This window comes from Rhizobium sp. BR 317 (assembly GCF_047445835.1).
GTDB classification, from domain to species: Bacteria; Pseudomonadota; Alphaproteobacteria; order Rhizobiales; family Rhizobiaceae; genus Rhizobium; species Rhizobium paranaense.
This window is the reverse complement of record NZ_JARWLB010000006.1, coordinates 95,838-117,493: the sequence shown is the minus strand read 5'-3', so window position 1 is coordinate 117,493 and position 21,656 is coordinate 95,838. Positions and strand designations below refer to the sequence as shown.

The window sequence follows — 21,656 nt, the reverse complement described above, 5'->3', positions numbered from 1 at the left end:
CTCGTGAGCAATTACTCACCTCTTGCGACAAAATGTCAATGCGAATTCATTGCTGCAGCGCCGAACACGCAGCTCATCTCTTTGTTTTTATGAAGTTATTTTTTGCTCAGTCTTTGAGCAGAAATTCAGCAGCCGCTTCGTCGGTGATCAAACCATTGATTTGATGGCCGGTAACGGCCGCTTTGATCGCCTCGAATTTGCGTTTGCCCTTGGCTATTCCGATGACGGAAGAGGCTTCGCGTGGCGGCAGCGGCGCGCTCGCGACTCGGTCGTTGATAGCGTCCGACATCAGCTTGCCGTCGCCGTCGAAAACCCAGCCGCAGATTTCGCCGGCCGCTCCCCGCTTCATCAGCGCCAGCATCTCGTCCTTCTCGAGAAAGCCATCGAGACAGAGCGGCGCCTCGATGCCCATCTCGCCGACGCCGACGAACGTCACGTTGGCCTGCGCGCTGATATCGAGCGTCGAGCGTACCAGTGCCTGCGCATGCAGAAGTTCCCGCTCCTCGGCCGAGGAGACGAGCACCGGCAGCGGCATGGGATAGTGCCGCGCCTTGATCGCGTCGGCCATGCTGAAGATGACGTTGTAATAGGCGGCAGAGCCGTCCGGCCCAATATTGCCGGTCAGCGACACGACCCGGTGCTGCGGACATTCGATGACCGGCAGTTGATCGACCGCCGCCTTCAGCGTGCGGCCCGTGCCGATCGCCAGCACGATCGGATCGCTGCGCTTCAGCCAGCGCTCGATCTCGGCGGCTCCCGCTTCGGCGATACCGACCGTGGACGATGTCCCGTCCGGATCGCTCGGCACCACTTCCACATGCCTCAGCTTGAATTTTTCCCGCAGCGCCGCCGCATATTCGAGGCAGGCGGCGATCGGATGGTCCAGCCGCACCTTGATCAGCCTCTCGGCAACCGCGAGCGATACCAGCCGCTGTGCCGATTGCCGGGAGATTCCCATAGCTGCGGCGATTTCGTCCTGCGTCCGCCCTGCAACGTAATACAGCCAGCCGGCTCGCGCCGCATCGTCAAGCCGCCCCTGGGAATCCAACTTCCTGACCATCACATTCCTCTGCGAAAGCAACACCCTCTAACCGGATGCGGCACCAGCGTGGCTCGCTACTCAGTTTCCGGCGGGATGACGCCTTTGGTCAAGGTGAAACAACCGTAGAAGCGGCGCTCGCCGGTCTGGATCACGCAATAGGCGGCTTTTGCCCGTTCATAGAAAGCGAAACGCTCGACCGGCGTCAGAGGCCAGTGCTTGCCTTCGGCGCGATCGATCGCCGCCTGCACTTCCTTCTGAACCTGCGGCACCTCATCGGCCGCGCCGACCACTTCCATCCGCCCCGCCGCATCGGTGATGAACGTATCGAGCGGCATCAGCGACAGCACCGCCGCGACAGCCTCGGCCGCCGATACATTGTCGATCCGCAGGAGGTGGCCCAACCTAGTTTGGCGTGCAATCGCATCGGCCGGAAAATTCGTGTCGACGATCGCCAGCATGTCGCCATGCCCCATCGATTTCAACGCATGCAGCACGTCCGCATTCAATAGCGGCGAAATTCCCTTCAGCATAAACGACTCTCCTCCAGCTCTTCCATCAGCGGCGATTCCGACAGCCGCGCTCCTTATTGGGAGCAAAGAAGTAATCGCGGCTCCGATCTCTGTCCATAGCCGTTGTGAACGTTGTCAGCCGGAGAACCCAAGGATAAGAACTGTGCTTCTCTTTGTGGCTTATTTCGGCCTTTATTGACCAGATAGGTTCGTCGGCATTAACTGATGCACCGGCGATGTTGCGAGGGACAGGTGAGGATTCTTCTGGTCGAGGACGACGATATGATCGGCGGCGCGGTTCGCGACCATATCGCTGCGACTCCGCATGCCATCGACTGGGTGAAAAACCTCGCCGATGCCGCAGAGGTGACCAGTGCCGTGCACTACGGCCTCATCCTGCTTGACCTTCAGCTTCCCGACGGCATCGGCATCGATTTCCTCAAGAAGTTGCGCCGCAAGCCGGACGAGACGCCCGTCATCATTCTGACCGCCCGCGACCAGATCTCCGACCGTATCGAGGGCCTGAACAGCGGCGCCGACGATTATCTGGTCAAGCCTTTCAATCTCGGCGAGCTTACGGCCCGCATCATGGCGGTGGCCCGCCGTTACAGCGGCAGCCCGCAGCCAACAGTTCGTTTTGCCGATCTCGAAATCGACCTGCCGCAACGGCGCATTACGCTTTCCGGCAAGGATATCGTGTTGACCGGGCGGGAATGGGCCGTCCTCGATTTGCTCGTCGCACGGCCGGGCGCCATCGTCTCGAAGGACCAGATCGAAGAAGCGCTTTATGCTTTCGGTTCGGAAATCGAAAGCAACACCGTGGAGGTCTATGTCAGTCGCCTGCGCAAGAAAATCGGCAAGGAGCGCATCCGCACGGCCCGCGGGGTCGGCTATTGCCTGGGTGAACGATGACGCGCAAAGGCCTCAATCGCACCAGCATCACCCGCCGACTGATCGCGGCGCTGACCGGAACGGTCGTCCTGTTCTGGCTGATCGCTGTCGGCATCGGCGTCTATGTGGTCAACAAGGAGCTCTCCGAGACCTTCGATGGCGCATTGCAGGAAACCGCCCAGCGGCTGATGCCGCTGGTGGTCGACGATCTTGCCGATCGCGATCCCTCTGCCGATCCACAGACCCTCGAGAACATGGAAAGGGGACTGAACAAGGAATACCTGACCTACCAGGTGCTCGACGCGACAGGCAAGCTCATCCTGCACTCCCATGATGCCCCGAAGACGCCCTACGACGTGCCTCTGAAGATCGGTTTTCACAACACGCCGAAATACCGAATCTACACCGAATCCTCTTCTAACGGCTCGCTCTTCCTGCATGTCGCCGACGCCTTCAAGAACCGCCGGGAAGCGTCGCGCGAGAGCGGCGTCGCCCTGCTCTGGCCGCTGCTTGCCCTCATCCCGGGCAGTATCGTCGCCATCTGGTTCATCGTCGGCCGCTCTCTTCGGCCGATCGACCGGCTGCGATCGGAAATCGCCACCAAGGACGGCGGCAATATGGCCCCGTTGGACAGCGACACGCTGCCGCGCGAACTCCAGCCGATAGGCCGTTCCGTCAATCTGCTGCTCGGTCGCCTGCGCTCCGCTCTCGAGGCCGAGCGCGAATTCACCGCCAACAGCGCCCATGAACTGCGCACGCCGATCGCCGGAGCGCTCGCGCAGACGCAGCGCCTGATCGCCGAACTGCCGAAAGGGCCGCTCACCGAACGCGCCGGACGGATCGAGACTTCACTGTCCAATCTCGGCCGTCTCGCGGAAAAGCTGCTGCAGCTCTCCCGCGCCCAGGCAGGCATCGGCGCCGGCGACAAGCCCGCCGATCTGATCACCGTCATCGAAACCGTCATCGGCGATTACGACCGGGATACGGGTACGGCGGGCCGCATTCTCCTGGAGAACGAGGCAGACGGAAAGCTGATCCGCAACGTCGATATCGACGCCTTCGCCATCGTTATGCGCAACCTGCTCGAGAACGCCTTGATTCACGGTCCGACCGATGACGAAGTGACCGTCAGGATCGACCGAACAGGAACGATCCATATCCTGAATGGCGGCCATGTGCTGTCGCAGGAGGAACTGGCCGATTTGAAAAAGCGCTTCTGGCGCGGCAACACGAAAGCCTCCGGCTCGGGCCTCGGCCTTGCGATCGCCGAACGCATCGTCGCGCAGATCGGCGGCCGCCTCGATCTCCTGTCCCCCGCAACCGGTCAGGTGGACGGATTTGAGGCCAGGATCACCCCGCCCGAAGCTTGAGCAAGGCGACCGGAAGCAACGCGGATTGACCTTGCAAAGACCGGCAAAGGGTGCGAGCAACGCGAGACGTTTCCTGCAGGCTAATATTCATGATCGTTTCTTTCGACATCGGGGGCTCCGCCATCAAGGGTGGCATCGCCCATTCCATGACGGATATCACGCCGCTCGCCCGCCGCCCGACGCCGAAACATGATTTCGGCGCATTTGTCGCGGCCTTGCGCGCTGTCATCGCCGAGACCGGCGAGAAGCCGGATTGCATTTCCTTTTCCATTGCCGGCGTCGTGGACCCCGATACGCAAGCGCTCATCTGCGCCAACATTCCTTGCATCCACGGCCGACGCCTTGCCGCCGAACTGGAAGCGGAACTCGGCTTTCCCGTCCTGATCGCCAATGATGCCGATTGCTTCGCCATGGCGGAGGCCATGTCCGGCGCGGGCCGCGGCCACCGCATTGTCTTCGGCGCAATTCTCGGCACCGGCGTCGGCGGCGGCCTGGTGGCGGATGGCCGCTTGGTCAACGCCGCCGGCGGCTTTGCCGGCGAGTGGGGCCACGGCCCGATCATCGCCTCCTTCGCCGGCCATCCGCCGGCTGTCGTCCCCGCCTATCCCTGCGGCTGCGGCCAGAAGGGTTGCGTCGATACAGTCGGCGGTGCCCGCGGCGTCGAGCGCCTGCACAAGACGCTGCATGGGTTGGAATTTTCCAGCGAGGAGATCATCGGGCAATGGCTTGAAGGCGACGCGAAGGCGGAGCGTACGATCGATGTCCTGGTCGATCTCGTCGCCTCGCCTCTGGCGCTGACCATCAACATCACCGGCGCGACCATCGTCCCGGTCGGTGGCGGCCTTTCCAATGTCGAGCCTCTGCTGGCGCGGCTGGATGCTGCAGTGCGCTCCCGCATCCTGCGCAAGTTCGACCGCCCGCTCGTCGTGCCGAGCGAATGCAAGGTTGAGCCCGGCTTGATCGGTGCGGCCTTGCTGGGACTGAAATTTGTCGAAGAGCGAATCCATGCTGCTTGAGGTCTGCGTCGAGGATATTGCGGGCCTCAATGCCGCCATCGCGGGCGGCGCAGATCGCATCGAGCTTTGCAGCGCCCTTGCCGTTGGCGGCCTGACGCCGAGCGCCGGCCTGATGCAGGCAGCGGCGCGCGCCCCCATCCCTGCCTATGCCATGATCCGCCCCCGCGCCGGCAGCTTCGTCTACTCAGCCGATGAACTGGACGTCATGAAGAACGACATCGATGCTGCCCACCACGCCGGCCTGCCGGGCGTCGTGCTCGGCGCTTCCCTGCCGGACGGCCGTCTGGACAGCGATACGCTCCGCGCGCTCGTCGCCCATGCGGGAAGCCTCGGCAAGACATTGCATCGCGCCTTCGATCTCGTTTCCGATATCGAGGAGGCAGTGGAACTCGCCATCTCGCTCGGCTTCGAGCGCATCCTGACCTCGGGCCGCGAGAAGACGGCCGCGGAAGGCGTCGCCGCATTGGAACAGGCGATCGCCGTTGCCGCCGGCCGCATCGCCATTATGCCGGGCTCTGGCGTCAACATCGGGACGGTCGGCAAGCTCTGGCCGCGACTGGCGATCAACGAAATTCATGCGTCCTGCTCCGTCGCCGACCGAGAGATGGATGAACGCCTGCTCGCCTTCGGATTTTCGACACCGACGGTGCGCCGCACCGATGCTGCGACCATCAGGACGCTCAAGGCGCATTTCGCCTGACAAAGCACAGCGATTTGACAAGAATTGGTAGAGTGATCAATCGTTCATAAACGCATATTCTGTAGCTATGGATCGGCTGCGGAATGCCAACCCATTGCAGTTAAGCAGGTTTCCTCTGGAGTAGCTGTAGATCTGAACCATGTCGGTCGCGCCACCTCGCAAGAAAAGCAGGGCTGTCTTCTGGATTGCGACGATCATCATCGGCTCGATCATTTTGGCCACGGCATTGCTTGCCAACGATATGCGCAATCTCAGAGCGCTCGATGCTCGCTATCATCTCGGTCTGCTCAGCGGATCGGCGCGGCAGCCCTCGCCCCCCGCAGTGACAAAAGCCGCCCTCAGCCAAACTGCCAATTCGAAGCCAGCCGAAATCGCCGGCGCGAAGAGTGCACCGGCCAATCCGGGAATGACAGCAGCCGCACCACCGCGAAAGCAGGCAACACCTGCCAAAAGTCCGGCAGCGGCGAAACCGCAGTCGACCCGGCGCTCCCACATATTCGATCTGCCCGTCGATCCCCTGCGCGGCGCATTCGTGCGAAGCTGGCGGATAACGGGTCAGGCGCTCTGTGACGATCTTTCGAAATCGGGCTTGGCCGTTGGCCAATGGAGCCAGAGCGCGCTTGGCGCCGGCACCTTCGAATGCAGCTACGAGATCCAGAAAGGCGGCAACGGTGATCCCAGTGCCGCCTCCTTCTTCATCATCGTTCGCGGTACGCCAACCGGGGAGCTCGATAATATCCGCATCAAGGTGATCATGCCCGACAATGCCGACGGCCGCGCCATTGGCGAGACATTCGTCGACGCCGTCGTCCTGCTGCTGACCGAAACCCGCTGGCTCGACTTTCAGGCGGCGCTCGATGCGATCGGGAAACTGCAGGACGTGACGCTGCAAGCTTTCGGCGCAAAGCTCAGCTTCTTCCGGGAATTCCGCAACGACCGAAGCTTCAATCTTCAGCTCGGGCTGGAAAGAAAATCGCCGGAACAGATCCGCACCGCCATCGTCTTCGACAAGGCACGATGGACGCTCCCCTCGCCGCCACTTGCCAAATAGCAAACCGCTCGCGAAAATTTTACGTCGCCTTTGCGGCGAAGGGACCTGATTCATTTGCTTTTTGTTGCACCGCGCTATCGATAGTGGTGAAATAAAGCCGATCTCGATGGCCGGTGAATCGCTGGCCGCTCCCAAACTGCATGATCCCCAAAGTGCGAAGCGGTTCTTGGATAAGATCATGCGCCAGCATTGACGCGCCGGTCCTCCCATCCGGCCGTGGAAAGCAATTGCATTCCGATGGATTCGACAGATACCGCCCTGGAAGGCCAGACCTTCGCGATCGACCGTGACCCTCGCCTGCGCTACATCATTCCCGCCGTGGTCGCCGTCGCATTCCTGATGGAACAGCTTGATGCGACCATCCTCGTCACCGCCGTTCCCGATATCGCCAGAAGCCTCATCACCACACCGGTGCGGATGAACCTCGCGGTCACGACCTATATTCTGACGCTCGCCATGTTCATCCCGGTCAGCGGCTGGTTCGCCGACCGCTTTGGCGCTCGACGCATCTTTGCGCTGTCGCTCTTCATCTTCACCCTTGGCTCCATCCTGTGCGGCCTGACGACGAGCCTGCCGATGCTGATCGCGACCCGTGCCCTGCAGGGCTTCGGCGGCGCGATGATGACGCCGGTCGGCCGCCTCATCCTCATCCGCAGCTTTCCCCGCAGTCAGTTGGTCACGGCGATGACCTACATGACGTTACCCGCCGTCATCGGCCCGGTGATCGGCCCCGTGCTCGGCGGCTTCCTCACGACCTATCTCTMCTGGCGATGGATCTTCTGGGTCAACCTGCCTTTCGGCATCATCGGCATGGTGATGGCGCTGCGCTATGTCCAGGACACGGCGCGCGACACCACGATCAAATTCGATTTACCGGGCTTCATCATGGTCGGCGTCGGCTGCGTGTTGCTGCAATATGGCATCGAGAATGTCGGTCGGCCGACCATTCCCGTCTGGGCCATCGTCGTCGTTCTTGCCGCTGCCGGCCTGCTTCTCTTCGGCTTCATCCGCTATGCGAAGACGGCGGAATCGCCGGCCGTCGACTTGACGCTGTTCAAACTGCGCACGTTCCGCGTCGGCACATTGGCCGGCGGCATCTGTCGCGTCGGCCTCAACGGCACGCCCTTCCTGTTGCCGCTGATGCTGCAGGTCGGCTTCGGCTTGAGCCCAATCGTCTCGGGCACGCTGACCTTCGTCAGCGCATTAAGCGCTCTCGCCGTCCGCCCGGTGTCATCGGTGCTGCTACGTCGTTACGGCTTCGACCGCGTGCTGATCTGGAGCGCCATCTTCGGCGCCGCCATCGTTGCCGGCTTCGCCCTGATCGGACCGGAGACGCCGCATTGGTTCATCATCACCTATGTCTTCGTCTTCGGCCTTGCGCGCGCGGCGCAATTCATGACGTCGAACACTCTCTCCTATTCCGAAACGCCCGCCGCCCAGCTCAGCCGCGCCACCAGCCTCGGCGGCGTGCTGCAACAGTTGAGCGTCAGCTTCGGCGTCTCCATCGCCGCCATGCTGCTCGGCCTGGTCACATTGGATGGATCGGCGCTGACCCCGGAAAAATTCCACCTGGCATTCCTGCTAATGGCCGTGATCCCGCTCCTGGGCCTGCCCGGCTTCCTCATGCTGCGGCCGGAAGACGGCCGACAGGTCAGCGGCCATTATCGCCAGCCGAAGGAAGCAGCCTGAAATCTCGCGCCGTCAGGCGGCAATGGCCGATGGGCGCGGATGGACGAGGTGGTCGCGAAGTACGGCGCCGGAGCGGTCGACCTCCTGCAGCAGCACGTCGTAGCTCCAGAGGTCGGCAAGGTGCTGCAGCACGCGTTTGGCATCCATATCCTCCAGCAGGCCGCCATTCAGCACCGTATGCTTCAGCATAAGCCGCCGGTCGCCGGCAAGATCGACATCGACGATCTCGATATGCGGATCGATCCAGCCGACATCATATTGCCGTGCCAGCTCGCGTCGTATGCGTTTGTAGCCGCGCTCGTCGTGGATTGCGGCCACCAGCAATCCCTCCTCCTCTTCCGGATCGTCCGTGAGGTGGAACATGCGCATCTTGCGCATCAGATGCGGGCTGAGGAATTGCGACACGAAGCTCTCGTCACGGTAATTAGCCCAGAGGTCGCGCAGCACCGCCATGGCATCGCCAGTCCCGGCGATATCCGGAAACCATTGCCGGTCCTCTTCCTTCGGCTTCGTGACGATCCGCTCGATATCCTGCATCATGGCGAAACCGAGCGCGTAAGGGTTGAAGCCGGAAAAGCGCGGATCGTTGAAGGAAGGCTGGAAGACGACATTGGTGTGCGACTTCAGGAATTCGAGGAAATCGCCGTCGCCAATGCCGCCAAGCTCGTGCAGCCGCGTCATGATGCGGTAATGCACATAGGTCGCGGTGCCTTCGTTCATGACCTTGGTCTGGCTTTGCGGGTAAAAATATTGCGCCACATGCCGGACGATGCGCAGGATCTCCCGCTGCCAAGGCTTCATCCGCGGCGCCATCTTCTCCAGGAAATAGAGGATATTTTCCTGCGGCAGGCCGGTGAGCGAGCGCCGGTGTTCCAAATCGAGATCGGGCGCCTTCTTGCCCTTTACGACAGGAACCGTCCGCCAGAGATCGTTGAAAATCCGCTCATCATATTCGCGCCGCTCGCGCTCGCGCCTTTCCTCGTCGCGCAGATCTAGCGTCTTCTTGCCCGCATAGCGATGGACGCCGTGCGACATCAGCGCATGCGCCGCATCCAGCGTCCGCTCCACCGCGGAATGGCCATAGCGCTCCTCGCAACGGGCGATATAGCCCTTGGCGAAGTTGAGGTAATCGAGAATACCCTCGGCGTCCGTCCAGAGCTTGAACAGGTAGTTGTTCTTGAAAAAATGATTGTGCCCAAAGGCAGCGTGGGCAACGACCAGCGCCTGCATCGTCGCCGTATTCTCCTCCATCAGATAGGAAATACAGGGCGAACTGTTGATGACGATCTCATAGGCAAGCCCGCGCAGACCTTTGCGATAAAAAGCCTCGTGATGAGCGAAATGCTTGCCGAAGGACCAATGCTTGTAGAACAGCGGCATGCCGATTGAGGAATAGACGTCGAGCATCTGTTCGGCGGTGATGATCTCGATCTGGTTGGGATAGACATTGAGGCCGAGCTCGTCGATGGCGATCCGCTCGCAGGCATTGTGGATCCGCTGAATGGTGGCGAAATCCCAGTCCGCACCCTCAAAAAGCCGCTCCATCGATGCCTTTGCCATTATCCGCTCCTGGTTTCCGCCGCCCGGCGCTGAAAGAGATCATGGAAGACGGGGTAGATCTGGCTGCGATCGCTGACGCGGCGCATCGACAGCATGGGCCACCCCACTTGAATGCGCTCATAGAGCGACCAGAGCGCCGAACCGGAAGAGATCGCGACGCTGCGCGCCTCCCCCACCTCCAGATAGGCGAAATATTGGCTGACCGGCAGGATGGCGTTGGTGAGCAGCGCCGCCGCCGTCGCATTGTCCGAATAGGCATTGTCGCCATCAGAAGCCTGCGCCGCATAGATGTTCCAGTCCGACGGCGGGAAACGATCGTGAACGATCCGCCGCATGGCTTCGAGAGCGCTCGACACCTGCGTGCCGCCGGTCGCCGGGCTGCGGAAGAACGTTTCCTCATCCACCTCTTCGGCCACGTCCGTATGACGGATGAAGACGATCTCCACACGGCGATACTGCCGCGTCAGGAAGATGTAGAGCAGCATGTAGAAGCGCTTGGCGAGATCCTTCATATGCTCCGACATCGAACCGGACACATCCATCAGGCAGAACATGACGGCCTGCGCCACCGGCTTTGGCTCATTCTCGAAGCGGCGGTAGCGGATGTCGATCGGATCGATATAGGGAATGCGCCGGACCTTCGATTCCAGCACCTTGATCTCGGCCTCGAGCGCGGCGCGGCGTTCTTCATCCGTGCATTCGGCCGCCTCCGCAATAAGCTCGGCGACCGTCTCGGGCTTCGGACGGTGCAGCGCCACGCGCCGCATCATCGCGAGCCGCATGGTACGGTTGATAGCAAGATTGGCCGGCGATCCCGTCACCGAATAGCCTGACCGTACCGGATTGGGCTGATCGGTCGTCGTCAGCCGCCTCTTGGCAAGATCGGGAAGTTCAAGGTCGTCGAGGAAAAGATMGAGGAATTCTTCGCGGGTCAGGATGAAGCGGAAGGCGTCTTCGCCGCTGCCCTCGCCGCCGGCCCGCCCTCTGCCGCCGCMGCTCTCCGGCCGCGGCAGAATATCGCCTTCTAGGAAGTCCTTATTGCCGGGAAGTATGTGCTCATGCAGGCCCTCTGGGCCGCGATGGAACCGGGGTTCCTCGGTTCCATCGAGGGGAATGCTGATCTCGCCGCCCTTCAGAATGTCCTGAATGTCGCGATTTTGAGAGGATTCATAGACCGCTCTCTGCACCAGCGCTTTTGCTCTTCGCAAAAACCGTTGACGATTTTCTAGACTTTTGCCGCCTGGATTCAGGCGCCGGTCAACAATGTGCATTCCTTCTTCCTTGGTGGCTCATCCTGCCTGTTTCACACGCATGTACCATTCCACAAGCCGCCGAACCTGACGCTCGGTATAGCCGCGCGCCATCATGCGTTCGACGAATTCGCCATGTTTCTTTTCCGTCTCGCCATCCTTCTTGGATCCGAACGAGATCACCGGCAGGAGGTCCTCGACCTGGGAGAACATTCGCTTTTCGATGACTTCGCGAATCTTCTCGTAACTGGTCCAGGACGGATTCTTACCGCCGTGGCTTGCCCGCGCCCGCAGGCAGAATTTCACAATCTCGTTGCGGAAGTCCTTGGGATTGGCGATACCCGCCGGCTTTTCGATCTTGGTCAGTTCCTGGTTGAGAAGCTCTCGGTCCAGAAGCTGGCCGGTATCCGGGTCCTTGAAATCGACATCCTCGATCCAGGCATCGGCGTAATCGACATAACGGTCAAAGAGATTCTGGCCGTAATCCGCATAGGATTCCAGATAGGCCTTTTGAATCTCATGTCCAATAAATTCCGCGTAGCGCGGTCCAAGCTCGCTCTTGATGAACTCGATGTAGAGCTTCTCGGTTTCGAGCGGCAGTTGCTCGCGGCGGATCGCCTGCTCCAGCATATACATCAGATGCACCGGATCGGCGCCGATCTCAGTCGTATCGTAGTTGAAGGTTGCCGCCAGCACCTTGAAGGCGAAGCGGGTCGAAGCCCCATCCATGCCTTCGTCGACACCGGCCGCATCGCGATACTCCTGCACGCTGCGCGCCCTCGGATCGGTCTCCTTCAGGCTCTCGCCGTCATAGACCCGAAGCTTGGAGAAGGCCGTCGAGTTCTCGTGCTTGGCAAGCCTTGTGAGAACCGTGAAGCGGGCAAGCGTCTCCAGCGTCGACGGCGCGCAGGGTGCGTCGCTGAGCTCGGATTCCTCGATCAGCTTGTCGTAGATCTTCTGCTCTTCGGTGACCCGCAGGCAATAAGGCACCTTCACGACGCAGATGCGGTCGATGAAGGCCTCATTGTTTTTGTTAGCCTTGAAGGTCTGCCATTCCGACTCGTTCGAGTGGGCCAGAATGATGCCCGAGAAGGGAATGGCGCCGATATTCTCAGTGCCGATATAATTGCTCTCCTGCGTCGCCGTCAGCAGCGGATGCAGCATCTTGATCGGCGCCTTGAACATCTCGACGAATTCGAGAATACCCTGGTTGGCACGATTGAGTGCACCGGAATAGCTGTAGGCGTCGGGATCGTTCTGCGCGAGACTTTCGAGCTTGCGGATATCGACCTTGCCGACCAGCGAGGAAATATCCTGGTTGTTTTCATCACCCGGCTCGGTCTTGGCGACGGCGATTTGTCGCAGCCTGGACGGCTGTATCCTGACCACTCGGAAACGGGAAATGTCGCCCTCGAACTCTTCCAGCCGCTTCAGACACCACGGGCTCATCAGCCCGGTCAGACGCCGGCGCGGAATGCCGTAGCGCTCTTCGACCATCGGTCCCATGGACACGGGATCAAAAACGCTGAGCGGGCTTTCGAACACCGGACTGAGCTCGTTGCCGGCCTTCAGCACATAGATGGGGTGGACTTCCATCAGCGACTTCAGCCGCTCGGCAAGCGAGGATTTACCTCCGCCGACAGGGCCGAGCAGATAGAGGATCTGCTTGCGCTCTTCCAGCCCTTGCGCTGCATGGCGGAAGAAGGCGACGATGCGTTCGATTGTCTCTTCCATACCGAAGAAGCCCGAAAAAGCCGGATAGGTCCGGATGGTTCGGTTCATAAAGATACGCCCGAGGCGGGTATCCTTGGCCGTATCGATCAGCAGTGGTTCACCCATTGCGGCCAGCAGGCGCTCAGACGCATTGGCGTACATGAGCGGATCGTCCCGGCACGCATCCAGGTATTCAGAGAATGACATCTCGACTTCGCGCCGTGCTTCGAAAGAACGGGCGAACGTGTTGAATAGCACATCGTTGTTTAACATGGCGCCTCGATAGCTTGCTATTGCAATAAACGCCGGACTTAACGGGATCACTTCCCGCTAGTATCTAAGGTGCGGTAATACTCGCTTCGAATCAATAGGTGACCCTTCAATAATTCGTACGCTTCATTGCATTGGCCATCAATATCTTGAAAGGTTCTTTCACCGGAATTAATAATGAATACCTCTAAAGTTGCGGCGTTTTCCGAAATCTCCACCATTAGACGCGATTGACAGCCCCCGCAAAAGCGCGAGCCAGGCTCGCCCTTTCTGATGGCCCGAAGCCGCGATATTCCGCTTGAAACGGAATGAAAATTCAGAATGGGAAACTGAAGTACAAGCTCGGCCGCGTCGCCGGCCACTTGCCAGACGGAAATGCGTCAGGGATTGCCGCTGCCCATGAGCGGCGCGCGTTATAGCCGCTAGGGCATCCGCAAACTACGATGATCTCAAGAGGAAGTAAGAATGGTGCCCAGGACCGGAATCGAACCAGTGACACGCGGATTTTCAATCCGCTGCTCTACCAACTGAGCTACCTGGGCATCCTTGCTTCACGCTGATCGAAAGGTCTTGGAAGACCCTGGGCGGTTGGTTCGCCCCGGAAGCGAGCGGGGTTATAGCATCTTGTTCGCCCATGTCCAGCCGCAAATGACTCTTTTTTGACAGGAAATGGATTTTTGACAATTCGCAAATGAAATGAATGGCTTCGACGAAATGGCGAAGCGCCTATTCCTCGTCGGAGGCCTTGGTCTCGTCTTCGGCAACGGGAATGGCATAGGCGCCGTTCAGCCACCGCGACAGATCGAGCGAGCGGCAACGATCCGAACAGAAGGGATAATGCTCGCGCACCGAGGGTCGCCCGCATTCGGCGCAGGCCCGCGTCTTGCGCAGCGGCTCGATCTTTGCCCCTACCTTGATCCTGTCATCGTCCGCCATGACGATTATCCTTCCTGCCATTCCGCGTAGACGTCGAATCCTTCGCCCGCGAGAAGCAGCATGGTTTCATAAAGTGGCAATCCAACGACATTCGTATAGGAGCCGATCAGCTTCTGCACGAAGGAGCCCGCAAGCCCCTGTATGCCGTAAGCGCCGGCCTTGCCTCGCCACTGGCCAGAGGCGAGGTACATGTCGATATCCTTGCCGGACAGCCGCTTGAAGCGGACCTTGGTCTCGACCACCTTCTGGCGCAGCTTGCGGTCCGGCGTGATAAGGCAGATGCCGGTATAGACGACATGGCTGCGGCCGGAGAGCAGATGCAGCGCCGAAGACGCCTCGTCGACGAATTCCGCTTTCGGCAGAATCCGCCGGCCGACGGCGACGACCGTATCGGCGGCAAGGATATAGCTTCCCTGCCAGGCGACATCGCCCTTCACCGCCGCGAACGCCGCCTCGCTTTTTTCCGCCGAAAGCCGGCGCGCCAGCGAGCGCGGGTGTTCCGACTTCTTCGGAGCCTCGTCGATATCCATGGGCATCAGGCGCACCGGTTCGATCCCCGCCTGATGCAGGAGGTCGACGCGGCGCGGCGATCCGGAGGCCAGTATCAGCTTGTGTTTCAGCGCCATAAAACCTCGACCGTGACAGGCGGCAAACGGAGGGCAGGCTCGGATGCGAGCTGCGGACTACTTGAAACGATAGGTGATGCGGCCCTTGGTCAGGTCGTAAGGGGTCATTTCCACGAGCACCTTGTCGCCGGCGAGAACGCGGATACGGTTCTTGCGCATGCGGCCGGCGGTGTGAGCKATGATCTCATGCTCATTTTCCAGCTTCACGCGGAAGGTTGCATTCGGCAGCAATTCGGTGACGACACCGGGAAATTCAAGGACTTCTTCTTTCGGCATTAAAGCTTCTTTTCCTGTGGGGTTGATGCCGGCGTCCATGACAAAAAGTAAGGCCGCCGGAAATTTGCGCGGAAACTACACAATCGCCACGGTTTTGTGAACCTCGTTGATAAGGCTTTCTGCATTTGTTTAACGCGATACTCTAAAGAGAGCCGCGACGCTCGACCAATCGGCTTTCGATCAGGCCGAGAAGATGGTCTCTCACCTCCCGATAGGCATTGAGGATCTGCTCGCGCGTGCCGCCGGCGACCGAGGGATCGATGGTCGGCCAATAGATGACGTCGATGGCATTCGCGCGCGTCAGTTCCAGGGCGGCATGATGCGCTTCGGGAGAAAGCGTGATGATGACATCGAAGAAATCATCCTCCAGCTCCTCCAGCGTCTGCGGCTGCCGCCGCCCGAGCGACAGACCGATTTCGCCGAGGACGACATCGACGAAGGGATTGCGCTCACCGGCGCGAACGCCCGCCGAGGCAACATAGGTGCCCTGCGGCAGCATTCCGCGCGCGATCGCCTCGGCCATCGGCGAGCGGATGGTGTTGAGCCCGCACATGAAGAGAATGGCGCCCGGCGGCTTTCCATGGTGTTCGATGGCTTTCGGCTGTTCCATCGCCGTCACCCGCGCCAGTAGAGCACGCAGACGAGTGTGAAGAGCCGGCGGGCCGTATCGAAATCCACGATGATCTTGCCCTTCAGCCGCTCCATCAGCGTCCTCGAGCCCTCATTGTGAATGCCGCGGCGGCCCATGTCGATCGCCTCGATGCGGCTGGGGGTGGCCGAGCGAATAGCCTCGTAATAGCTTTCGCAGATCATGAAGTAGTCCTTCACGATCCGGCGGAACGGCGTCAGCGACAGGATATGGGTGGCAACGACGCCCCCCGCTTCCGTGCGGATATCGAAGACCAGCTTCTGATCGACCAGGGACAGGTTGAGCCGGTAAGGCCCGCCGCCATGGCCGACGGGTTCGAAACTGTTTTCCTCGATCAGGTCGAAAATCGCGACGGCACGCTCATGCTCGACATCGGGCGTCGAACGGCCGATCGTGTCGTCCAGGACCACATCGCTCAGCCGGAAGACGCTGTCAGTCATGCCCTACCCTTCGAGATTGAGGCGGATCGCAACGGATCGCGCATGGGCATCGAGCCCTTCGGAATTGGCGAGCGCGATGGCCGCCGGTCCAAGCGTGCGCAACTGCTCGGGACCGAGCCTCAGGATCGAGGTGCGCTTGACGAAATCAAGCACCGAGAGCCCGGACGAGAAGCGCGCGGAACGGGCGGTCGGCAGAACGTGATTGGAGCCGCCGACATAATCGCCGATCACTTCCGGCGTATGACGGCCGACGAAGATCGCACCGGCATTGCGAATGCCGGCAAGCAGCGCATCCGGATCGTCGATGGCAAGCTCGACATGCTCGGCCGCGATGCGGTTGGCGAGCGGGATGGCCTGCTTCAGGTCCGAAACCAAGATGATTGCGCCGAAATCCCGCCAGCTTGCGGCCGCCGTCTGCGATCGGCTGAGTTGCTTGAGCTGGCGCTCGACGGCGCCTTCCACGGCCTTGCCAAATGCCGCATCGTCCGTAATCAGGATCGACTGCGCGCCCTCGTCATGCTCCGCCTGCGCCAGGAGATCGGCGGCCAGCCAATCCGGATCATTGTGCTTGTCGGCAATGACGAGCACTTCCGAGGGGCCGGCGATCATGTCGATGCCGACGGTGCCGAAAACCTGCCGCTTGGCGGCGGCGACGTAAGCATTGCCGGGGCCGGTGATCTTGGCGACCGGGGCAATCGTCTCGGTGCCGTAGGCAAGCGCTGCAATCGCCTGCGCCCCGCCGACGCGGTAAATCTCTTCCACGCCAGCCATGCGGGCCGCGGCCAGCACAGCCGGGTTGACCGCACCCTTCATGGTCGGCACGGCAATGACAATGCGATCGACGCCGGCGACCTTGGCCGGCACGGCATTCATCAGCACCGAGCTCGGATAGCTCGCCGTGCCGCCGGGCACATAAAGGCCGACGGCTTCGATCGCCGTCCAGCGCGAGCCGAGGCCGACGCCGAGATCGTCCTCATAGATATCGTCCTTCGGCAATTGCCGGCGATGATGCGATTCGATGCGGGTGGCGGCGACTTTGAGCGCGCCCAGCACTTCGGCGGGGACGGCGGCGATCGCCGCATCGATCTCCGCTTCGCTGACGCGCATCGGGGTCGTCGCGAAATCGATGCCTTCGAATTTCTTGGAATAATCGGCGAGAGCCGCGTCGCCCCGCGCCCGCACATCATCAATGATGGCGCGTACGACGGCGTTCACGTCCTCGGACACTTCCCGCTTGGTCGTCAGAAAAGCGGCAAACTGCTGCTCGAAACCTTCCGATGCCTGATCCAGCCAGATAGCCAACGCTGATAATCCTCTTACATCGAGGCCGCCATGAGCGACCGAAACTCGTTTCTCGTCCGGCTACTAGGCTTCGTCCGGATGACTGGGCTTGTTAGCCGTTTCCCATGCGCCGCCAATATCTGCAAGCTGAACTTCGATACATTCGACATCGAGCGCAATCGTCGCGTTGCCGGCGAGCGTCAGCTCGATCGTGCCATCCGGCCCCTCGCCCTTCGGATCGAAGCGGATGACGAGCAGCGACAGCACCTCGTCGCGCTGGCGCCGATCGACGCCGCTGGAGCGCACCGCCAGCACCCGCTTGAACACCAGCGCCGAGCGATGGCGCTCGAACGCCTTGTCCTTCTGATCCGACAGTTCCCAGACGAAACGGTTGGCGGCAACGGAAAACTGCCCGAGCCGCGGCGCATAGGACATGTCGGAAACCTTGAAGACGCTGTCCTGCATATGCGCGGAGATCACGCCCAGGTCTTCGTTATCAAGTGCCATAAGCTTGAGATTGGTCATTCGCCTGATATCCCCGATCGCCACGGAAATGCCGATACCGGCATTCCCCCGTGATGGAAATAGGATGCGGGCGCTGAAGACGCAACCGGAGAAAGCGGGCTTCTCCCGTCTCTTCTCATGAACGACCGGAATTAGTCGCTGATGCGCTCGACGACAGCGCCGCAGCGCGTCAGCTTGTCTTCCAGCCGCTCGAAGCCGCGATCGAGATGATAGATGCGCGAGACCAGCGTTTCACCCTCGGCGGCAAGGCCGGCGATGACCAGGGAGACGGATGCGCGCAGGTCCGTCGCCATGACCGGCGCACCCTTCAGTCGCTCGACGCCTTCGATCTTGGCGGTCTGGCCGGAGAGCGAGATCTTCGCGCCGAGGCGCGCGAGCTCCTGCACATGCATGAAGCGATTTTCGAAGATCGTCTCGGTGATATGCGACGTGCCCGTCGAGCGGGTCATCAGCGCCATGAACTGCGCCTGTAGGTCGGTCGGGAAGCCCGGGAAGGGATCGGTGACGATATCGACCGGCTTGATGCCGCCGCCGTTGCGCCGGACGCGGATGCCGTTGTTGGTCGCCGAAATGTCGGCGCCGGCGCGGCGCAGGCTTTCCAGCGCCGTGTCGAGCAGCGCCATGTCTGTATTTTCGAGCGTGACGTCGCCGCCAGCCATGGCGACGGCCATGGCATAGGTGCCGGTCTCGATACGATCCGGCAAGACGCGGTGGCGCGCGCCGGAGAGCGAGGTGACGCCTTCGATGGTGATCGTGCTGGTGCCGGCGCCGGAAATCTTGGCGCCCATGGCGATGAGGCAATTGGCAAGATCGACGACTTCCGGCTCGCGGGCCGCATTGCCGATGACCGTCGTGCCGCGGGCGAGCGTTGCCGCCATCATCATCACATGCGTCGCGCCGACCGAAACCTTCGGGAAGACATAACGCGCGCCGATCAAGCCGCCCTTCGGCGCGGTGGCATTGATATAGCCACCGTCGATTTCCATGGTGGCGCCAAGCGCCGTCAGGCCATCGATGAAGAGATCGACCGGGCGCGTGCCGATGGCGCAACCGCCCGGCAGCGAAACGCGCGCCTGGCCTTCGCGGGCAAGCAGCGGCCCGATGACCCAGAAGCTGGCGCGCATCTTGGCGACCAGCTCATAAGGCGCGGTGGTGTCGGCGATGGTGCGGCAGGTGAAATGGATGGTGCGGGAATAGCCGTCTTCCTGGCGTTCGCGCCGGCCGTTGACGGCGACATCGACGCCGTGATTGCCGAGAATGCGCATCAGAAGCTCCACATCGGCGAGATGCGGCACGTTTTCGAGCGTCAGCGTATCGCTGGTGAGCAGCGAGGCGATCATCAGAGGCAGAGCTGCATTCTTGGCGCCGGAGATCGGAATGATACCGTTGAGCTCGTTGCCGCCGACAATCCTGATACGATCCATATATGACTACGGGCGAGGCCCGCCTTTCCTGAAGTTCCGTGCGCCAAATTCCACGCATATGGGGAAAAAGCGCTGTTTAGACGAAATAGTTTAAGGCTTCAATTCGTTTGATGGCTGTTTGATGATGGCCGACATGAATCATTACGATTCGTCCATTTTTGCGGCGGCATCCTTCGCATCGGACGAATTTGCAGCGGGAAGCCCATCCGTCTCGTCCGCCTGGCCCGCGCGGCGCGCCCGAACCTGCTGTTTGCGGCGGGCAAGATTTTCCCGCAGCTTCTGAGCCGCCCGCTCGCGACGGCGCTCCGCCTCGATATTCAGCTTCGCGCCCGCGCCTTCGCCCGCCTCGCCGACCGTCAAACCGCCCTGCAAGCGCTGTTCATCACCACTTTTCGTCTTATCCGCACACATCCCCTTCCCATAGCTGAAATCCCCAGCCTTCAAAAGACCGACATAATTTTTCCATCGATCTTTCACCGAACTTGAAATTTGCGGCTTGCACTTACCTCTCAGCTATGGCAATAGCCGCCTCGCCCAATACGGCGCACCCAACGCGCCACGGTTTGCTGCTATAGCTCAGGGGTAGAGCACTCCCTTGGTAAGGGAGAGGCCGAGAGTTCAAATCTCTCTAGCAGCACCAGTTTTCCTTGTTTTTCCTCAATGGCTTACAAGAAAATCAATGGGTTACAGTTTCGTTTGCTCCAGCACACTGCTACAGCGGAGCCATGAACGACATGTCCTTGCCCCATCGCCTCATCAAACGCGGAAACGTCTATTGGTTCAGGTGTTCGATCCCGCGTGACATCAAAAATTCTTACCCGAAGACGGAGGAAACGTTCTCGCTGGAGACCCGCGACTACCAGGACGCGCTGAAAAAGCTTCGAAAGGCCTCTGCGGAGGTTGATGGTCGTTTCGACGAACACCGGCAACTGTTGTCTCGACAACTGGAACCCGCATTGACCGAGCTGTCGGATGCCCAGATCAAGCACGTCGAGGAAGTATACTACGCGCATCTCCTAGATGAGGACGAAGAACTCCGACTTTCAGGGCTCGCCGAACGCGACTTCGACGAATACGCCGAGCTGATCGAAGACATGGAAGAGGTGAACCGATACGATCTCGCCCGGGGTAGGCTCTCAGCCTTTGCTCGTGCTGAAGCAACGGAGGTTCTGACGTGGGACAATGTGAACCTAAAGCTGGCCTCTGGTTCGCCGAGTTGGGCAAAGCTGACAAGGGCAATTCTCAGCGCTAGCGTCAGGGCCGCAATAGCGAAGCGCCAGCGCAACGAGGGGGCACCTATTGAAACTCCCGTGATGCCTAAAGCCAACCCAATCGATACGCGCCCTCACGCGTCCAAGATCATGGAAGCCTGGGTCGCCGAGAAGACCCGAGCCAACGGCGGCTGGACACCTAAGACTGCGGAGGCGAACCGGCTTTGGACGGGGCGCTTCATCGAGATGGCCGGCGACAAGCCGATGGGCGACTATGCGAAGGCAGATGCCCGCGAGTTCAAGGCAGCACTACTGTCGCTGCCGCCTAATTGGACGAAGACGAAGGGCTTCGAGAAGCTATCGATGAAGGAAGCCGCCAGACGAGCCGCCGAAATGAAACTTGAGCCGATGACTGGCAAGAACGTCAATAAGGTTCTCGGCTTCGTCCGTGCGTTCTGGAATTGGTCCAAGTCCAACTACGACGATGTTCCGAGCAATCCCTTCGACGGGTTGAACGTCAAAATTAACGGCAAGGCTCGCGACGAGCGCCATCCGTTCACTCGCGACGAACTCTCGTCGATCTTCCGTTCCTCGATTTACATAGGCTGCAAAAGCGTCCGCTATCACAACACTCCCGGCGACCTAATCCCAAGCGAACAGGGCATCTATTGGATTCCCCTCGTCGGCCTCTTCTCGGGATGCCGCTCTGGCGAAATCATTCAGTTGCGTACCGAGGATGTGAAGGAGGAAGGCGGCATCGCGTACCTTGAGGTCACCGACGAAGGCGAAGACCTGAACGTCAAGAACAGCGGTTCGCGTCGACGCATCCCCATCCATAAGACGCTCAAGGACATCGGCTTTTTGCGGTTCGTTGAACGACAACGCAAGAGGAAAGAAAAGCGGCTATTCCCGGAGATGCCCAAGGCTTCGGACGGTACCTATTCGACTGCTTATTCGACGAAATTCGGCAACACGCTGAAGGCACTGGGCATCAAGCATGAAAAAAATGCCTTCCACAGCTTCCGCCATTCGTTCGAGGACGCCTGCCGCAACAGTCGCATTCCACTCGATTTCATCAACGCGCTGCAGGGCCACAAACAAGAGGGGATGGCCGGTCGATACGGCCACGGCCTCTACGGGCTCCAGTTGCTGAACGAGGAGATAGAAAAGCTTGCGTATGATGGGCTAGACCTTCAGCATCTGGTCAGAAGCCGCTGAACACGCTTT

General features: G+C 60.5%; 21 protein-coding genes and 2 tRNA genes. 8 read left to right on the top strand and 15 right to left on the bottom strand.

Annotated features, from left to right (window positions below; genetic code table 11):
• Positions 1–106: 106 nt before the first annotated feature.
• Positions 107–1,060 (bottom strand): sugar-binding transcriptional regulator, encoded by a 954-nt coding sequence (locus tag QD357_RS11760; RefSeq protein WP_107109317.1) that lies wholly within the window; start codon positions 1,058–1,060, stop codon positions 107–109.
• A 56-nt stretch (positions 1,061–1,116) separates the two neighbouring features.
• Positions 1,117–1,572 carry an RbsD/FucU family protein gene (locus QD357_RS11755; protein WP_107109318.1) on the bottom strand — a complete coding sequence of 152 codons (456 nt, stop codon included), beginning with the start codon at positions 1,570–1,572 and terminating at the stop codon, positions 1,117–1,119.
• 231 nt (positions 1,573–1,803) lie between these two features.
• Here QD357_RS11755 and QD357_RS11750 point away from each other — a divergent pair, with 231 nt between their 5' ends.
• The 6 genes from QD357_RS11750 to QD357_RS11725 all read left to right on the top strand — a co-directional run bounded on the left by QD357_RS11750 (position 1,804) and on the right by QD357_RS11725 (position 8,268).
• Positions 1,804–2,463 (top strand): response regulator transcription factor, encoded by a 660-nt coding sequence (locus tag QD357_RS11750; RefSeq protein ID WP_107109319.1) that lies wholly within the window; start codon positions 1,804–1,806, stop codon positions 2,461–2,463.
• Positions 2,460–3,812: an ATP-binding protein gene (locus tag QD357_RS11745; RefSeq protein ID WP_107109320.1), complete on the top strand. Its 1,353-nt coding sequence runs from the start codon at positions 2,460–2,462 to the stop codon at positions 3,810–3,812. Before QD357_RS11750 ends, QD357_RS11745 begins: the two co-directional genes overlap by 4 nt.
• 89 nt (positions 3,813–3,901) lie before the next feature.
• Positions 3,902–4,828 (top strand): ROK family protein, encoded by a 927-nt coding sequence (locus tag QD357_RS11740; RefSeq protein ID WP_107109321.1) that lies wholly within the window; start codon positions 3,902–3,904, stop codon positions 4,826–4,828.
• Positions 4,818–5,528: a copper homeostasis protein CutC gene (locus tag QD357_RS11735; protein ID WP_107109322.1), complete on the top strand. Its 711-nt coding sequence runs from the start codon at positions 4,818–4,820 to the stop codon at positions 5,526–5,528. Before QD357_RS11740 ends, QD357_RS11735 begins: the two co-directional genes overlap by 11 nt.
• A 139-nt stretch (positions 5,529–5,667) precedes the next feature.
• Positions 5,668–6,579 (top strand): DUF6030 family protein, encoded by a 912-nt coding sequence (locus QD357_RS11730; RefSeq protein ID WP_107109323.1) that lies wholly within the window; start codon positions 5,668–5,670, stop codon positions 6,577–6,579.
• Between the two features lie 237 nt (positions 6,580–6,816).
• Positions 6,817–8,268, top strand: coding sequence for a DHA2 family efflux MFS transporter permease subunit (locus QD357_RS11725; protein ID WP_414124372.1), 1,452 nt, complete (start codon positions 6,817–6,819; stop codon positions 8,266–8,268).
• 12 nt (positions 8,269–8,280) lie between these two features.
• Here QD357_RS11725 and QD357_RS11720 read toward each other — a convergent pair whose 3' ends face one another.
• From QD357_RS11720 to QD357_RS11660, 13 genes are all read right to left on the bottom strand, one after another.
• Complete coding sequence (locus QD357_RS11720; RefSeq protein WP_107109324.1) at positions 8,281–9,828, bottom strand: SpoVR family protein; 1,548 nt, start codon at positions 9,826–9,828, stop codon at positions 8,281–8,283.
• Positions 9,828–11,099 (bottom strand): YeaH/YhbH family protein, encoded by a 1,272-nt coding sequence (locus QD357_RS11715; protein ID WP_414124371.1) that lies wholly within the window; start codon positions 11,097–11,099, stop codon positions 9,828–9,830. Before QD357_RS11715 ends, QD357_RS11720 begins: the two co-directional genes overlap by 1 nt.
• A gap of 18 nt (positions 11,100–11,117) precedes the next feature.
• Entirely contained in the window at positions 11,118–13,064 is a 1,947-nt protein-coding gene (locus tag QD357_RS11710) for a PrkA family serine protein kinase (protein ID WP_107109326.1), read from the bottom strand.
• 463 nt (positions 13,065–13,527) lie between these two features.
• Positions 13,528–13,603: transfer RNA gene (locus QD357_RS11705), tRNA-Phe, on the bottom strand.
• Positions 13,604–13,787: 184 nt separating this feature from the next.
• Positions 13,788–13,997 carry a DNA gyrase inhibitor YacG gene (gene yacG / locus QD357_RS11700; RefSeq protein WP_107109327.1) on the bottom strand — a complete coding sequence of 70 codons (210 nt, stop codon included), beginning with the start codon at positions 13,995–13,997 and terminating at the stop codon, positions 13,788–13,790.
• 5 nt (positions 13,998–14,002) lie between these two features.
• Entirely contained in the window at positions 14,003–14,623 is a 621-nt protein-coding gene (locus tag QD357_RS11695) for a Maf-like protein (protein ID WP_107109328.1), read from the bottom strand.
• Positions 14,624–14,680: 57 nt separating this feature from the next.
• On the bottom strand, positions 14,681–14,899 hold the full coding sequence (gene infA / locus QD357_RS11690) for a translation initiation factor IF-1 (RefSeq protein ID WP_004117876.1): 219 nt from the start codon (positions 14,897–14,899) through the stop codon (positions 14,681–14,683).
• A gap of 142 nt (positions 14,900–15,041) precedes the next feature.
• A complete protein-coding gene (locus QD357_RS11685; protein WP_107109329.1) occupies positions 15,042–15,509 on the bottom strand; it encodes a low molecular weight phosphatase family protein in 468 nt (155 codons plus the stop codon).
• 5 nt (positions 15,510–15,514) lie between these two features.
• Positions 15,515–15,988, bottom strand: coding sequence for a UPF0262 family protein (locus QD357_RS11680; protein ID WP_107109330.1), 474 nt, complete (start codon positions 15,986–15,988; stop codon positions 15,515–15,517).
• Positions 15,989–15,991: 3 nt separating this feature from the next.
• Positions 15,992–17,290, bottom strand: coding sequence for a histidinol dehydrogenase (gene hisD, locus QD357_RS11675; protein WP_107109331.1), 1,299 nt, complete (start codon positions 17,288–17,290; stop codon positions 15,992–15,994).
• A 63-nt stretch (positions 17,291–17,353) separates the two neighbouring features.
• Positions 17,354–17,794 carry a DUF2948 family protein gene (locus tag QD357_RS11670; RefSeq protein WP_107109332.1) on the bottom strand — a complete coding sequence of 147 codons (441 nt, stop codon included), beginning with the start codon at positions 17,792–17,794 and terminating at the stop codon, positions 17,354–17,356.
• A gap of 131 nt (positions 17,795–17,925) precedes the next feature.
• Positions 17,926–19,218 carry a UDP-N-acetylglucosamine 1-carboxyvinyltransferase gene (murA, locus tag QD357_RS11665; RefSeq protein WP_107109333.1) on the bottom strand — a complete coding sequence of 431 codons (1,293 nt, stop codon included), beginning with the start codon at positions 19,216–19,218 and terminating at the stop codon, positions 17,926–17,928.
• A gap of 141 nt (positions 19,219–19,359) precedes the next feature.
• Positions 19,360–19,629, bottom strand: a complete 270-nt coding sequence (locus QD357_RS11660; protein ID WP_245407507.1) for a hypothetical protein — start codon at positions 19,627–19,629, stop codon at positions 19,360–19,362.
• Between the two features lie 154 nt (positions 19,630–19,783).
• Between QD357_RS11660 and QD357_RS11655 the strand changes: the two genes are divergently transcribed.
• A tRNA-Thr gene (locus QD357_RS11655) sits at positions 19,784–19,858 on the top strand.
• 7 nt (positions 19,859–19,865) lie between these two features.
• A complete protein-coding gene (locus tag QD357_RS11650) occupies positions 19,866–21,647 on the top strand; it encodes a DUF6538 domain-containing protein (RefSeq protein WP_414124370.1) in 1,782 nt (593 codons plus the stop codon).
• Positions 21,648–21,656 lie beyond the last annotated feature (9 nt).